At 66.2% G+C, this 13,076-nt stretch carries 12 protein-coding genes; 5 read left to right on the top strand and 7 right to left on the bottom strand.

Annotation, left to right across the window (positions count from 1 at the left end; all coding sequences use genetic code 11):
• Positions 1-26: 26 nt before the first annotated feature.
• Positions 27-1,349, bottom strand: coding sequence for an ABC transporter substrate-binding protein (locus LJ754_RS09305; RefSeq protein WP_227926335.1), 1,323 nt, complete (start codon positions 1,347-1,349; stop codon positions 27-29).
• A 294-nt stretch (positions 1,350-1,643) separates the two neighbouring features.
• On the opposite strand from LJ754_RS09305, the gene LJ754_RS09300 reads away from it, so the two are divergent.
• Positions 1,644-2,165 (top strand): hypothetical protein, encoded by a 522-nt coding sequence (locus LJ754_RS09300; RefSeq protein WP_227926334.1) that lies wholly within the window; start codon positions 1,644-1,646, stop codon positions 2,163-2,165.
• A gap of 32 nt (positions 2,166-2,197) precedes the next feature.
• On the opposite strand, the gene LJ754_RS09295 is transcribed toward LJ754_RS09300, so the two are convergent.
• Together LJ754_RS09295 and LJ754_RS09290 are read right to left on the bottom strand one after the other, a co-directional pair.
• On the bottom strand, positions 2,198-3,334 hold the full coding sequence (locus LJ754_RS09295; RefSeq protein WP_227926333.1) for a class I SAM-dependent methyltransferase: 1,137 nt from the start codon (positions 3,332-3,334) through the stop codon (positions 2,198-2,200).
• Positions 3,331-4,005 (bottom strand): IMPACT family protein, encoded by a 675-nt coding sequence (locus LJ754_RS09290; protein WP_227926332.1) that lies wholly within the window; start codon positions 4,003-4,005, stop codon positions 3,331-3,333. The genes LJ754_RS09295 and LJ754_RS09290 overlap by 4 nt, the downstream gene beginning before the upstream one ends.
• Positions 4,006-4,097: 92 nt before the next feature.
• On the opposite strand from LJ754_RS09290, the gene coaE reads away from it, so the two are divergent.
• Both coaE and uvrB read left to right on the top strand, forming a co-directional pair.
• The gene (coaE, locus tag LJ754_RS09285) at positions 4,098-4,730 is read left to right on the top strand and encodes a dephospho-CoA kinase (protein WP_331461520.1); all 633 of its coding nucleotides are present in this window, start codon (positions 4,098-4,100) and stop codon (positions 4,728-4,730) included.
• A 59-nt stretch (positions 4,731-4,789) separates the two neighbouring features.
• Positions 4,790-6,868 carry an excinuclease ABC subunit UvrB gene (gene uvrB, locus LJ754_RS09280; RefSeq protein WP_227911307.1) on the top strand — a complete coding sequence of 693 codons (2,079 nt, stop codon included), beginning with the start codon at positions 4,790-4,792 and terminating at the stop codon, positions 6,866-6,868.
• An 8-nt stretch (positions 6,869-6,876) separates the two neighbouring features.
• Here uvrB and LJ754_RS09275 read toward each other — a convergent pair whose 3' ends face one another.
• Positions 6,877-8,049 carry a polysaccharide pyruvyl transferase family protein gene (locus tag LJ754_RS09275; protein WP_227926331.1) on the bottom strand — a complete coding sequence of 391 codons (1,173 nt, stop codon included), beginning with the start codon at positions 8,047-8,049 and terminating at the stop codon, positions 6,877-6,879.
• A 25-nt stretch (positions 8,050-8,074) separates the two neighbouring features.
• Here LJ754_RS09275 and LJ754_RS09270 point away from each other — a divergent pair, with 25 nt between their 5' ends.
• Both LJ754_RS09270 and LJ754_RS09265 read left to right on the top strand, forming a co-directional pair.
• Positions 8,075-8,527: a hypothetical protein gene (locus tag LJ754_RS09270; protein WP_227926330.1), complete on the top strand. Its 453-nt coding sequence runs from the start codon at positions 8,075-8,077 to the stop codon at positions 8,525-8,527.
• A complete protein-coding gene (locus LJ754_RS09265) occupies positions 8,496-8,687 on the top strand; it encodes a hypothetical protein (protein WP_227911310.1) in 192 nt (63 codons plus the stop codon). Before LJ754_RS09270 ends, LJ754_RS09265 begins: the two co-directional genes overlap by 32 nt.
• Positions 8,688-8,703: 16 nt before the next feature.
• Here the strand turns inward: LJ754_RS09265 and LJ754_RS09260 are convergent, their stop codons facing one another.
• Genes LJ754_RS09260 through LJ754_RS09250 form a run of 3 tightly spaced genes read right to left on the bottom strand, consistent with a single transcriptional unit; the run spans position 8,704 to position 13,041 of the window.
• Entirely contained in the window at positions 8,704-9,966 is a 1,263-nt protein-coding gene (locus tag LJ754_RS09260) for an alpha/beta fold hydrolase (RefSeq protein WP_442860323.1), read from the bottom strand.
• Between the two features lie 47 nt (positions 9,967-10,013).
• Positions 10,014-10,490: a GNAT family N-acetyltransferase gene (locus tag LJ754_RS09255; protein ID WP_227926328.1), complete on the bottom strand. Its 477-nt coding sequence runs from the start codon at positions 10,488-10,490 to the stop codon at positions 10,014-10,016.
• Between the two features lie 10 nt (positions 10,491-10,500).
• Complete coding sequence (locus LJ754_RS09250) at positions 10,501-13,041, bottom strand: DEAD/DEAH box helicase (protein WP_227926594.1); 2,541 nt, start codon at positions 13,039-13,041, stop codon at positions 10,501-10,503.
• Positions 13,042-13,076: the final 35 nt, after the last annotated feature.

The following is a 13,076-nucleotide window of genomic DNA, read 5'->3' as shown; positions in this document are numbered from 1 at the left end:
GTTTCCCGGAGGCCCCGACGGGTGTGCTAGTCCTTGACGACCAGCTCGTTCAGTAGCTTGACTGCTTCATTCCAGGAGCCTTCGCCGTCCAGGCTGCCCGAATCGAGCTGGGTCAGTGCGGCACCGAACACCTTCTCCTGGATGACGGAGTCGTCCGGGCCCTTGAACTGGGCCTTTACGCCTTCTGCACGCGAGGCCAGGATGGCTCCGGTCGGCGCGTTGTTGAAGACGGTATTGGGTTTGGCTTCCTCGGCAAGCTGCTTCTGTGCTTCAAGGGTGCTGGGGAAGTTGTTTGCCGCTGCGGACTGCTTGACCTGCTGTTCCGGGGCGGTGAGCCAGGCAGCCAGGGCTGCTGCTTCTTCCTTGTGCTCGGAGGTTTCGGGAACGGAGAGGAATGCACCGCCCCAGTTCGAGGCGCCGCCGGGGAAGACATCAGCAAAGTCCCAGCCGGAGTTCTCGCTGCCGCCTGCAGATTCCAGCTGTTCCTGGATGGTGCCGAGCATCCATCCCGGGCAGACGAACGTGGCGAAGGAACCGTCGGTGAAAGCCCGGCCCGTGCCCCAGTCAAACTTCTTTTCATTGGCGGAGAGACCGGCTTCGGTTCCCGCTGCAAGCTGCATGAACTGTTCCTTCATGGCGGCGTTGTCCTCGATGTTCAGCTCGCCGTCGGCCGTGTAGTAGCCCTCTTCCATCTGGTTCACCATCGAGTTCCAGACGAAGCCGGACTGGTCGTACCAGGCCTTGCCGGTCTTCTCGTGGTACTGGTTGCCCAGTTCGAAGTAACGGTCCCAAGTGGCGTCGTCGCCGCCAAACAGTTCGGCAACAGCTTCCCGGTCGCTGGGCAGGCCGGCGGCTTCGAAGAGCTTGCCGTTGTAGCACAGGCCCTGCGGGCCGATATCCGTGCCGTAGCCGATAACGCGGCCGTCAGCATCGGTGCCCTGCTCGAACTTCCAGTCGACCCAGTTGTCCTTGATGTCCTCGGCACCGTACTCGTTCAGGTCAACGAACTGGTCCGAGACTTCCATGACGGCTCCGAGCCAACCTTCCTCGATGGCCACCACATCGCTGACACCGGAACCGGCGGCGAGTTTCGTGAAGAGGTCGGTCTGGGCGTTGGCGCCGCGGTCAATGTTGTTGTGGGTGATCTTGATGCCCGGGTTCGCCTCTTCGTACTCAGCGTAGAGGTCGTCGTAGCCGAAGGTGCCGAAAGTGGTGACGGACAGTTCGATGGGGTCCTCGGCGGTCCCTGCCTGGCTGTCCTTGTCGCCGCCGCCGCAGCCGGCGGCAAGCAGGGCCAGAACGGCGGCGCCAGCCACTGCTCCTGCCCGGTGTTTAAGGTTCTTCTTCACGGTCACTCCTTTGTGTGTGGGTCTAGCCGGTGAATAAAGTGGACCGTGCCGTGAGCTGAGCCGGGGCTGATCCGCTGAGATGGGGACTGGTTGTGGATTTCGAGAGCTGCCCGGCGCGAACGTGCCTGGGAGAGAGCGCTCTCTGATCTTCGTCAGAGCCTAAGTGTGACGCAGGGCACTGTCAAGAGAGCGCTCTCTCGCGCGTCGCCGAGAGGCCCTTTGCGCTGTGTCGGCGCCGGTGAGCCCGGCGCGCCCGGGTTACGCTGGTGCCGCCGACGCCGATCAGGGGGACCAATGCCAGAACAAGACCCGCCGCAGGGCTATCAGCCGCCGCAGCAGCCGTACCCGCCGCAGGGCTATTGGCCACCGCCGGCGCAGGGGAACCTCCCGCCGCAGCCGTACCCGCCGCAGGGCTATTACCCTCCGCCGTGGCATCAGCCGGAGAATCCGCGCGGGTCAGCCGGCAAAAAGAAGATACTCAGCGGCGGCTCAGTGCTCATCATCCTGCTCGCGTGTTATAGCGCGTTGGTTGCGTTTCCTATCTTCATCGGCCTGGGGATGACCCAACAGTCCTCTTATCCGCCGGGGGTGCGTGAGAAGTACGAACTGATCCTCGTCCTGCTTTGCCCCGGACCCCTTGTGGCCCTGGGCCTCGCCTGGGCTGGCTACGGTGTGCTCCGTCGAAAGCATCCCGTCGCGGCACTGTCCTGGTTCTGTGCGCTCCTGCTGGCCTGGCTTCTGGTGTTTCTTATCTGGCTGGGCCCGGAAATGGTCTTTCCGATGACCGGCTCTTTCTTTTCAGGAGGAGACACCTAGCAGGTGGTACAGCGGCGCCTATCACGGCTCGGCTAGCGCCGGGTGCTCACAGTGACCGTGAACTTGGGGTTGCGCGCCACCTCGCGGGTAGGTCCCACCAAGCGGTTCAGCGCGGCCTTGTAGGTGAGGTGGCTGTTCCACACCGTCCACAGTTCCCCGCCGGGAGCCAGGACCCGGCCGGCGTCGGCAAAAAGCTTGAGCGCGATGCCGGCGTGTACGCTGGCGCCGATGTGGAACGGCGGGTTGAGCACCACCAGTTCCGCCGACGCATCCGGCCGGGTGCTGAGGGCATCGTCCCGGTATACCTGCACCCGATCTGCCACCCCATTCGCGGCCATGGTCTGCACTGCAGAAGCGACGGCGGCTGCGGATTGGTCGGTCGCGATGACCTGCAGGGACGGGCGTGACAGGGCCAGGTAAGCCGCAATGGCGCCGGTGCCGCACCCCAGATCGATGGCTGCGGACGCGTCCCGGGCGCCGCTGAGGTGCGGCAGAAGGAAACGGGTGCCGATGTCCAGCGACGCTCCGGCAAATGCCGCCCCGTAGGCGCGCAGTTCAAGCGGTGCCGGGAGGCCAACGTCGTGCTGCCCGGCCAGCGGGAACCGGTTGGCCGGGAGCGGATCCAGCGGTGCCGACACCGTGAGGACGCGCGATTTCTGCCGTGCCAATCCGGCGGTGACAGAGCCGAACCAGCGGCTGAACACCGTATTCATGGCCGTGGTCATGTGCTTGAGCCGGCCGCCGGCGTACACCACCACCCGCGGATCGGCATGCCGGGCAATCAGCGCGGCAATCTCCTCCAGTGCGTCCAGGGACCGCGGCAGGCGCAGCAGGACGGTGCGGGCACCGGTCAGCAGTTCGGGTCCAAGGGGCAGGGAGCTGAACGTCCCCCCGAGTCCGGCTGCGTCCGCATTGCGCTGCAGGGCCAGTTCGCCGGAGTACGGGTCCTGGTGCACGCGGATTTCCCGTACACCGTAACCGGCCGCCGCGCCCAGGGTGAGTGCACCGTAGGAGTCGCCGATGACGACGACGCCGCCCGCCTGCAGCCGGTCCGATGCGGTGTCCAGCAGCAGCCGGTCAGCTGCGTCATGCGCCTGCAGGTTCCCGGCCTCGACGTCGGGGTATCGCCGGAGCGCCTCAAAGTCGAAGCCGTCGGGGGCGTGCGTCACAGATCGATCCATTCTGTTCTCAGCGGTTCAGGGGTGCTGCCGCCGGCGGTAAGGGCTGCCAGGCGGTCGCGGAATTCTTCGGCGGTGCCGGGTACATCCGGCACCGCCACGGTGATGCTGGCGCCGGCGGCGCCGTAGTCCGTGCCGGTAACACTGATACCGGCACTGCGCAGTTCGTTCTCCAGCCGGCCGGCATCGGCGTGGGACGCCGGGACGGCGTAAAGCTGCATGCGCCTTCGGCGGAGCAGGGGAGCGGCTGCCAGCGCGGAGGAGACGGACTCCGAATAGGCGCGCACCAAGCCGCCGGCACCTAGCAGGATGCCGCCGAAGTACCGCACGGTCACCGCGGTGATGTCGCTTAGATCGGTGGCACCGCCGAAGGTTTCCCGTTTCGTCAGGGCCTCCAGCATCGGGATGCCCGCCGTTCCGGAGGGCTCGCCGTCGTCATTGGAGCGCTGGACGGTACGGGTGGGGCCAAGGACGAACGCACTGCAGTGGTGCCGCGCGTCATGGAATTCCCGGCGAAGCCCGGCTACCAGCGCGCGGGCCTCTTCCTCGGTTTCGGTGCGCTGCAGCACGGTGATGAAGCGTGAGCGCTTGACGTCCAGTTCGGAGCGGTGTTCCCCGGCGATGGTGGTGTAGCGCCCCGCCGCCGCGTCGATGTCACTCACTCCTACATTCTAGTGGCCGCATCTGCGGGCGCCGACGGCGTGACGGGCGGCGCTGACGGGAGGGCCAGTGCCGGAGGACTACGCTGGTGGACATGCTTAAGGTTGGACTCACCGGCGGAATTGCCGCCGGAAAATCCCTGGTGGCCCGCACCCTCGAGGAATGCGGTGCAGTGCTGATCGACGCGGACGCGTTGGCCCGCGAAGTGGTGGAACCCGGCACGGCAGGGCTGGCCGCGGTGGTGGACGCGTTTGGTCCGCAGGTCCTGGCCGCGGACGGCAGCCTGGACCGACCCGCCCTGGCCGCCGTTGTGTTCGGCGACGAGAAGCGGCGGGCAGTGCTGAACGGGATCGTCCATCCGCTGGTGCGCGCCCGGGCCGCCGAGCTTGCGGCTCGGGCGCCGGAGGACGGAATCCTGGTGCAGGACATACCGCTGCTCGTGGAAACCGGGCAGGCCGGGAACTTCGATTTCGTGCTGGTGGTGGAGGCTCCCGAAGACGTCCGGCTGGAGCGGATGGTGCGCGACCGCGGAATGGCTCCCGAAGCTGCACGGGCCCGGATCGCCGCCCAGGCCACCGCCGAAGAGCGGGCCGCTGCTGCCGACGTCGTCCTGCACAATACCGGCGGCCCCGACGAGCTGGTGGCCGCGGTGCGTGCGCTGTGGGATACGCGCCTGGTGCCGCTGAACCGGAACGTTTCCGGAGAACGCGGCGCTGCCGGCGCCTGAGGTTCAGCCCGTAGCAAAGCGGACAGTGGCTGTCCGCGCAGCGGAGTATTTTTGTAGGCATGAGTCTTGCGCAGGACATCAAGAGAGTTGTGGCGCCTTTCGAGGTCGTCAGTGAATATAAACCCGCCGGTGACCAGCCCGCCGCCATTAAGGAACTCGCCGAGCGGATCAACGCCGGCGAGAAGGACGTAGTCCTCCTGGGTGCCACCGGCACCGGTAAGAGTGCCACGGCGGCGTGGCTGGTGGAGCAGGTCCAGCGGCCCACGCTGGTGATGGTGCAGAACAAGACCCTGGCGGCACAGCTGGCCAACGAATTCCGGGAACTGCTGCCCAACAACGCCGTGGAGTATTTCGTCTCCTACTACGACTACTACCAGCCCGAAGCGTACGTTCCGCAGACGGATACCTTCATCGAGAAGGACTCCTCCATCAACGAGGAAGTGGAACGGCTGCGGCACTCGGCCACCAACGCGCTGCTGACCCGCCGCGACGTGATTGTGGTGGCCACGGTGTCCTGCATTTACGGCCTGGGCACCCCCGAAGAGTACATCGAGGGCATGGTGACGCTGCGCCGCGGCCAGCAGATGAACCGCGATGACCTGCTGCGCAAATTCGTGTCCATGCAGTACGTGCGCAACGACATGGATTTCCACCGCGGGACCTTCCGCGTGCGCGGAGACACCGTGGAGATCATTCCCATGTACGAAGAGACCGCGCTGCGGATCGAGTTCTTCGGCGACGAGGTGGAGAGCATCCACACCCTGCATCCGCTCACCGGCAATGTCATCCGCGAAGAGGATGAGATGTATGTCTTCCCCGCCTCGCACTATGTGGCCGGCGAGGACCGCATGCACCGCGCCATCCGGCGCATCGAAGATGAACTGCAGGTGCGGCTGAAGGAACTGGAGTCCCAGAACAAGCTGGTCGAAGCCCAGCGGCTGCGCATGCGGACCACCTATGACCTGGAAATGATGCAGCAGATGGGTTTCTGCAACGGCATCGAAAACTACTCCCGGCACATCGACGGCCGCGGCCCGGGCACCGCCCCGCACTGCCTGCTGGACTACTTCCCGGACGACTTCCTGCTGGTGGTGGATGAATCCCACGTCACCATCCCGCAGATCGGTGCCATGTATGAAGGCGACATGTCCCGGAAGCGGACCCTGGTGGACCACGGCTTCAGGCTGCCCTCCGCCATGGACAACCGGCCGCTGAAGTGGGACGAGTTCCTCGAGCGCATCGGCCAGACCGTGTACATGTCGGCCACGCCCGGCAAGTACGAGCTGTCCAAGGCCGACGGTTTTGTGGAACAGATTATCCGCCCCACCGGCCTGGTGGACCCGCAGGTGGTGGTCAAGCCCAGCAAGGGCCAGATCGACGATCTGCTGGGGGAGATCCGCACCCGCACCGAACGGAACGAACGCGTCCTGGTGACCACGCTGACCAAGCGGATGGCCGAAGACCTGACCGGATACCTGCTGGAGCACGGGATCAAGGTGGAATACCTGCACTCCGACGTCGACACGCTGCGCCGCGTGGAGCTGCTCCGCGAACTGCGGATGGGCACCTTCGACGTGCTGGTGGGCATCAACCTGCTGCGCGAAGGCTTGGACCTGCCCGAGGTCTCGCTTGTGAGCATCCTGGACGCCGACAAGGAAGGCTTCCTGCGTTCCTCCACGTCGCTCATCCAGACCATCGGGCGTGCCGCCCGTAACGTCTCGGGCGAGGTGCACATGTACGCGGACCGGATTACCGATTCCATGGCGCATGCCATTGATGAGACCAACAGGCGCCGCGACATCCAGATTGCCTACAACAAGAAGCACGGTGTGGACCCGCAGCCGCTGCGCAAGAAAATCGCGGACATCACGGACCAGCTGGCCCGCGAGGACGCCGACACCAAGGCCCTCCTGGAAGAGGCAGCGAAGAAGAAGTCCAAGGGAAAGGGCAAGGGTGTGCGCAAGGACGGTCTGGCCGCTGCCCCGGCGGAAGACCTGACCGAGCTGATTGCCTCCATGACCGAGCAGATGCATGCCGCCGCAGCGGAGCTTCAGTTCGAGCTGGCCGCGCGCCTGCGCGACGAGGTCGGGGACCTGAAGAAGGAACTGCGGCAGATGCAGTCCGCCGGGCACGCGTAGGTATGCGCTTACTGCCCGGGCAGGGGCCCGTCCCCGTACAGGGCCGAGGCTTCGGCGTGTTTCCGGGCAGCCAATGCCGGCAGGCGCCGGTGCAGCGAACCCCTTTTCCACGGGATGGACCTGCGGCCCGGAGTTGCATCCGGCGCCAGAAGGGTCCAGCCGCTCCCGAGGGCGGCCAGAGAGGCGTGCTTGACGTCGTAATAGCCCCTGCGGGAAACCAACGCCACACCCCGCGCCCCGGCTGCCGCGGCCAGCAGATGGAAATGGAACCTCGTGGTGATCCATAGCTGGTCCGGCCCAACCGGCAGCCCGCCGGTCCAGACCCCGGCAAACGGAATAAACCGGTCCTGCGGGATCAGGTCGGCCAGCTGCCGGTACGCCGGGTGGTCGACGCCGGGGATGGCTTCCAGATAGTAGGCGCGACCGAACCGGCCGGCATAGCCAATCAGGGCCCGGGCCTGTGCGACCGCAGCCTCGAAAGTGGCCCGGTCCGCCAGGTCGCTCTGGATACAGACATATATTCCGGGCGGGCCGTTGCCCCGCGCGCTGACCGCCTCGGCACCCAGGAAAGCGTCGTCCAGCCCCAGCCGAGCCGAAGATGCCGCGGCACTCTCGGCATCACGGACACTGGCGTGGGCAAAATCCCGAAACAGTTTCCGTGCCTCCGCAGGCGGACCGGGCAGGGGCATCAGTCCCTGCCCGGTGGCATACAGGCGGGCCCCGGTCAGTCCGTGCACCGCCCGCATCCCGTCCAGCAAGGCGGCATGCTGCGGCCAGATACCGTTGATGAAACCGCCGCCGAGCAGGTGCAGGGACTGGACCTCGCGCAGCTTGAGCAAACCGAGGTCATAGCGCGGTGATCCCTGCTCCCGCACCAGCCGGACGACGTGTCCGGCGACGTCTTCCCCGTGATCCGCCGCCTCGCGCACCGCCCGCCACAACGTGTTGGTGACCCGCAACCGGGGGTGCAGGCCCTCGAACAGCACACTGGCCAGGCCGGGCTCGGGACAGTCCAGCCACACCTCGTTATCCGGCGAGGCCTGGGCCAGATAACGGAGCCACGAGGCGGTGATGAACTCGTCCCCGAAGTTCGGATGCCCGGCCGTGGAAACCCAGTAGTAGGGCCGCGGATCCATCTCCCCAGCGTAATCCCCAGCCGTGCCGCCGACCAGCATACTCATGAGGTTGCACGCTAGGCTTGGGTGCATGGTCTCGTCCGCGCTCCTCCCGACACCGGTGCCCGCCGCGCCCGAGCCGGCCGCCGTCGTCGACGCCCCGTGGTGGGAGATCCTCGGAGCCCTGGGACCGCTGGCCGTGCTGGCTGCGGCCATCCTGACCTTCATCATCGGCTGGAAAACACTGGAGCAGCGCCGGAAGGCGGACCAGCGTTCAGAATGGTGGAACCGCGCCCAGTGGGCCATCGAGGCGTCCATGTCCGAAGATCCCCGGCGGCAGGAGACCGGGCTGGGAGTGCTGGACCTGCTGGCCCAGAGCGACCTGGCCGGGGAGGAGGAAACCGCCATCATCAGCATCGCCTGGGCGCGCCCGCTGACGGCAGTCGTGGACGCGGAAGCCCGGATGAGTGAGAATGAACTAGCGAGCACACCCGGAACGAAGGAGGCCGACCATGACTACGGCAGCACTGTCACAGGGAAATAAGACTCCCGGCCGCTCCGAGTCCGCCGGCCATAATACGGAGCAGGGGCGGGACCAGGAACGCGTGCAGATCAGGGCCGCCCGGCTGCGGCTGACCACGGACCGCAAGCTCGGCAAGACCACCCCGGACTGGGTCCGGAAACTGGCGGACCGCCCGCTCTAACCCGGTTGCCCCCCGGTTATTTCCCGCCGCGCACCATGCCCAGCAGCCGGTCGAAGATGGCCTCGCCGTCGTCGGCAATGCCGTCGTGGTGGTAGTCGGCGCTCTCCCAGACCTTTAGGCCCTGGACGGCGGCGGCCGTCTCCAGCGAGATATCCCGGTCCACGTAGATGTCATCCGTGTACACCGCAGCGGCCACGGGCACGGTGTTGCGGGCCAGCCGGCCGGTGTCGTACAGCGGCCCCCAGTCCGCTTTGCGGGCCAGCAGTTCCGCGGTCTGTTTCAGGGGCACCAGCGCCGGATCCTCGTCGAAGTACCAGGGGTAGACCATTTCACCGGTGAACAACGGCGCTTCGGCGGTGGGCTCAAACTCCGGGAAGGACTTCAGCACCCGCCACGCCGCCCAGTCCGTGGCGGATCCCTGCCCGTAGATCGATTCATGCATCACCGCGTAGAGCGGGTTCGAAGCGCGGCTGACCAGCCCGTGCACAGTCTCCAGGAAGGTGTCGGAGAGCCGTTCGCCTCCGGGTGCCGGCACAAAGGCTTCCTCCAGCAGGTGATGCAGCCCGTCCACCCGGGTGTTGCCGCCCAGGTAGGAACCGGCCATCTGGAAGCGCTGCACGCTGAGCCGTTCCCCGGAAGGCAGGAACTCGGGGACGGCGTCCAGGTGCCGGGCAATCCGTGTGGTCAGCTCGCGGTCTTCGGGATAGCGGGCAAAGTATTCGGCGTTGCGGGCAGCCACCCGGCGGAAGGTCGCGTCGTAGACCCGGTCAGCGGGACCGGACAGCGGTGCCAGTCCGCCGGTGATCAGGGATTCGCGGAGCCCTTCGGGCGCAAAGGACAGGTACGTGAGCGTGCAGAAGCCGCCGTAGCTCTGTCCGTAGGTGGTCCACGGTCCCGAGCCCAGCGCCTGCCGGATCAGCTCGGCGTCGGCAACGATGGAATCGGCCCGGAAATGCGTCAGGTACGCAGCCCGGGCTGCGGCATCGCCGCGCAGGGCCAGGGTCTGCCGGTCCGCCGGGGTGGAAAGACCGGTGCCCCGCTGGTCCAGCATCAGGATGCGGAAGTGTTTGGAAGCGGCCTTCGTCCAGCCGCCAAACTGCAGCAGCCGGTTGCCCTTTCCGCCGGGTCCGCCCTGCAGGTACAGCAGCCAGGGCAGTTCCTGCACCATGGCCGGGCGCTGCCCGGCGTCGGAATATTCGCGCGCGAACACGGTGATGGTTTCGCCGTCGGACACCGAGTGGTCCAGCGGCACGGTGAACCGGTGATCGGTCACGTTCATGCCGCGGACCCGGTAGGTGCGCGACGCCGCGTGGGGGACGGGCGCGTTCATTCGGCACCACCGAAGGAGGCCAGCGCCTCGCCGGTGAGCCGGAACGTGGTCCACTCATCCTGCGGCAGGGCCCCCAGGGACTTGTAGAACCGGATGGAGGGTTCGTTCCAGTTCAGCACGCACCATTCCACCCGTGCATAACCGCGTTCCACGGCGATGTTCGCCAGGGTGCGCAGCAGTGCCTTGCCCATGCCCTTGGCGCGGGCCTCCGGACGCACATAGAGGTCCTCAAGGTAAATGCCGTGCACACCTTCCCATGTGGAATAGTTCAGGAACCACAGGGCGAAACCCTGCACTGCACCCTGGTCCACCGCCACGTGGGCGAAAATTGCCGGATGGTCCCCGAAAAGGTTCTTTTCCAGCGCCTCGGCCGTGTTTTTCACGGCGTGCGGCTCTTTTTCATAGATCGCCAGGTCATGGATCAGTTCCAGGATGACGGGGACATCTTCTTTGCGTGCGGGGCGGATCTGCATGGGGTCCAGCCTAATCCAGCCGTCCGGCGGAGATCACCCTGATGACCGGGCTGCCTGCTTCGTCCGACGCCGCCAGGTCCACCTCCGCGGTGATGCCCCAGTCAAGGTGGCCCGCCGGATCCTTGAAGATCTGCCGCACGTTCCACTTGCCGGGAACTTCCGTGATGATCAGCAGGTCCGGGCCGCGGCCGTCGGGGCCGTCGTCGATGTCGTCGTGTTCCTCGAAGTAGGCGTCCAGCACCTGGGCCCAGCGGTCGGCGTCCCAGCCGGCGTCGCCGTCGAGCTCGCCCAGGGCGCGGTCATCCTCGTCGGCAAACAGCTTCACCCGGGAGAACATTTCGTTGCGCACCATCACCCGGAAGGCCCGCACATTGGAGGTGAGCCGGTCCGGGGCAGGCGGCAGGACGGGTTCATCCGTGGCGGCCGGATCGACGCCGGAGGTCAGTTCCTCCCATTCGTCCAGCAGCGAGGAATCGGTCTGCCGGACCAGTTCGCCCAGCCACTCGATGATGTCCTCCAGATCCTCCCGCAGCCGCTCCGGGGGAACGGTGTGCAGCAGTGCCTTGTAGGTGTCCGAGAGGTAGCGCAGCAGCACACCCTCGGAGCGCGCCAGGGAGTAGAAGGCCACGTACTCGCCGAAACTCATGGCGCGTTCGTACATGTCCCGGACAATCGACTTGGGGCTGAGCTCGAACTCGCCCAGCCAGGGGGCGCCGGACCGGTAGACCTCGAAGGACTGTTCCAGCAGCTCAGCCAGCGGCTGGGCGTAGGTGACCTCTTCGAGCAGGGCCATCCGCTCGTCGTACTCGATGCCCTGGGATTTCATGGCCGCGATTGCCTCGCCGCGGGCCTTCTTCTCCTGGGCGGAGAGCACCTGGCGGGGCTTTTCCATGATGGCTTCGATCACGGACACCACGTCGAGCGCGTAGGACGGACTGTCCGGGTCCAGGATCTCCAGGGAGGCCATGGCGAACGGGGACAGCGGCTGGTTCAGGGCAAAGTTCGGCTGCAGGTGGACCTTCAGCCGAACCGTGCGCCCGTCGGCGTCGGGCTCGGGCAGCACTTCGACAATGCCGGCGGTCTTCAGCTCGCGGTAGATGCTCAAAGCCTTCTTCATCAGCGCCAGCTGCGAGGAACGCGTCTCGTGGTTGTGCGTGAGCAGCTTTTTCGCCGCGGCAAACGGGTCACCCGGACGCTCCAGCAGGTTCAGCAGCATGGAGTGGGTGATGTTGAAGCTGGAGGTCAGCGGCTCCGGGGTGCCGTCCACCAGTTTCTCGAAGGTCGGCTTGCCCCAGGACACAAAACCGGCCTGCGGTTTCTTCTTCACCACCTGGCGCAGCTTCTTCTGGTCGTCGCCGAACTTCGCGTGCGCCTTGGCCATGGCCTTGGCGTTTTCGATCACGTGGTCCGGTGCCTGGACCACCACGGTGCCGGCCGTGTCATAGCCGGCCCGCCCGGCGCGTCCGGCAATCTGGTGGAACTCGCGGACCTTCAGCGGCCGGGTGCGGGTGCCGTCATACTTGGACAGCGCCGTGATCAGCACCGTGCGGATGGGCACGTTGATGCCCACACCCAGGGTGTCGGTGCCGCAGATGACCTTGAGCAATCCGGCCTGCGCCAGCTGTTCAACCAGGCGGCGGTATTTGGGCAGCATGCCGGCGTGGTGCACGCCGATCCCGTGCCGCACCAGCCGGTTCAGCGTCTTGCCGAATCCGGGGGCAAACCGGAACCCGGCAATCAGCTCCGCGATCCGGTCCTTTTCCTCCCGGGTGCAGACGTTGATGCTCATCAGCGCCTGCGCCCGGTCAATGGCCTCGATCTGAGAGAAGTGCACCACGTACACCGGGACCTGCTTGGTGGCCAGCAGTTCCTCGAGTGATTCCTGCACGGGCGTTTCCACGTAGTAGTAGTGCAGCGGGATGGGCCGCTGCACGGAGGAGACCGTCACCGTGTCGCGGTTGGTCAGCTCGCTCAGTTCGTTGGCGATGCGGGTCATGTCGCCCAGGGTGGCGGACATCAGCAGGAACTGCGCCTGCGGCAGCTCCAGCAGCGGCACCTGCCAGGCCCAGCCGCGCTGCGGATCCGAGTAGAAGTGGAACTCGTCCATGATGACGGTGCCCAGGTCCGCGTCCGGGCCTTCGCGCAGGGCAATGTTGGCCAGGATCTCCGCAGTGCAGCAGATGATGGGCGCGTCCTTGTTCACCGAGGAATCGCCGGTGACCATGCCCACGTTCTCCGCCCCGAAGATCTCGCACAGCGCGAAGAACTTCTCCGATACCAGGGCCTTGATGGGGGCGGTGTAATAGCTGCGCTCGTCTTGGGCCATGGCATAGAAGTGCGCGGCAATGGCCACCATCGACTTACCGGACCCGGTGGGGGTGGCCAGGATGACGTTGTTGCCGGTCACCAGCTCCATGACAGCTTCGTCCTGGGCGGGGTACAGCGACATTCCCCGGCTCTCGACCCACTCCAGGAAGGACGTGTAGGTCTCGTCGGGGTCAACGGTGCGGGTGGCGGAATCCGGGGAGGGCAGCTGCTCAAGAAGTTTCATGTCCATACCAGACTATCGGGCCGCGCCGATCCCGT

This window comes from Arthrobacter sp. zg-Y40 (assembly GCF_020731535.1).
Lineage (GTDB): Bacteria > Actinomycetota > Actinomycetes > Actinomycetales > Micrococcaceae > Arthrobacter_B.
Note: the sequence above shows the minus strand (reverse complement) of the source record. Positions and strands in the feature narration are given on the sequence as shown.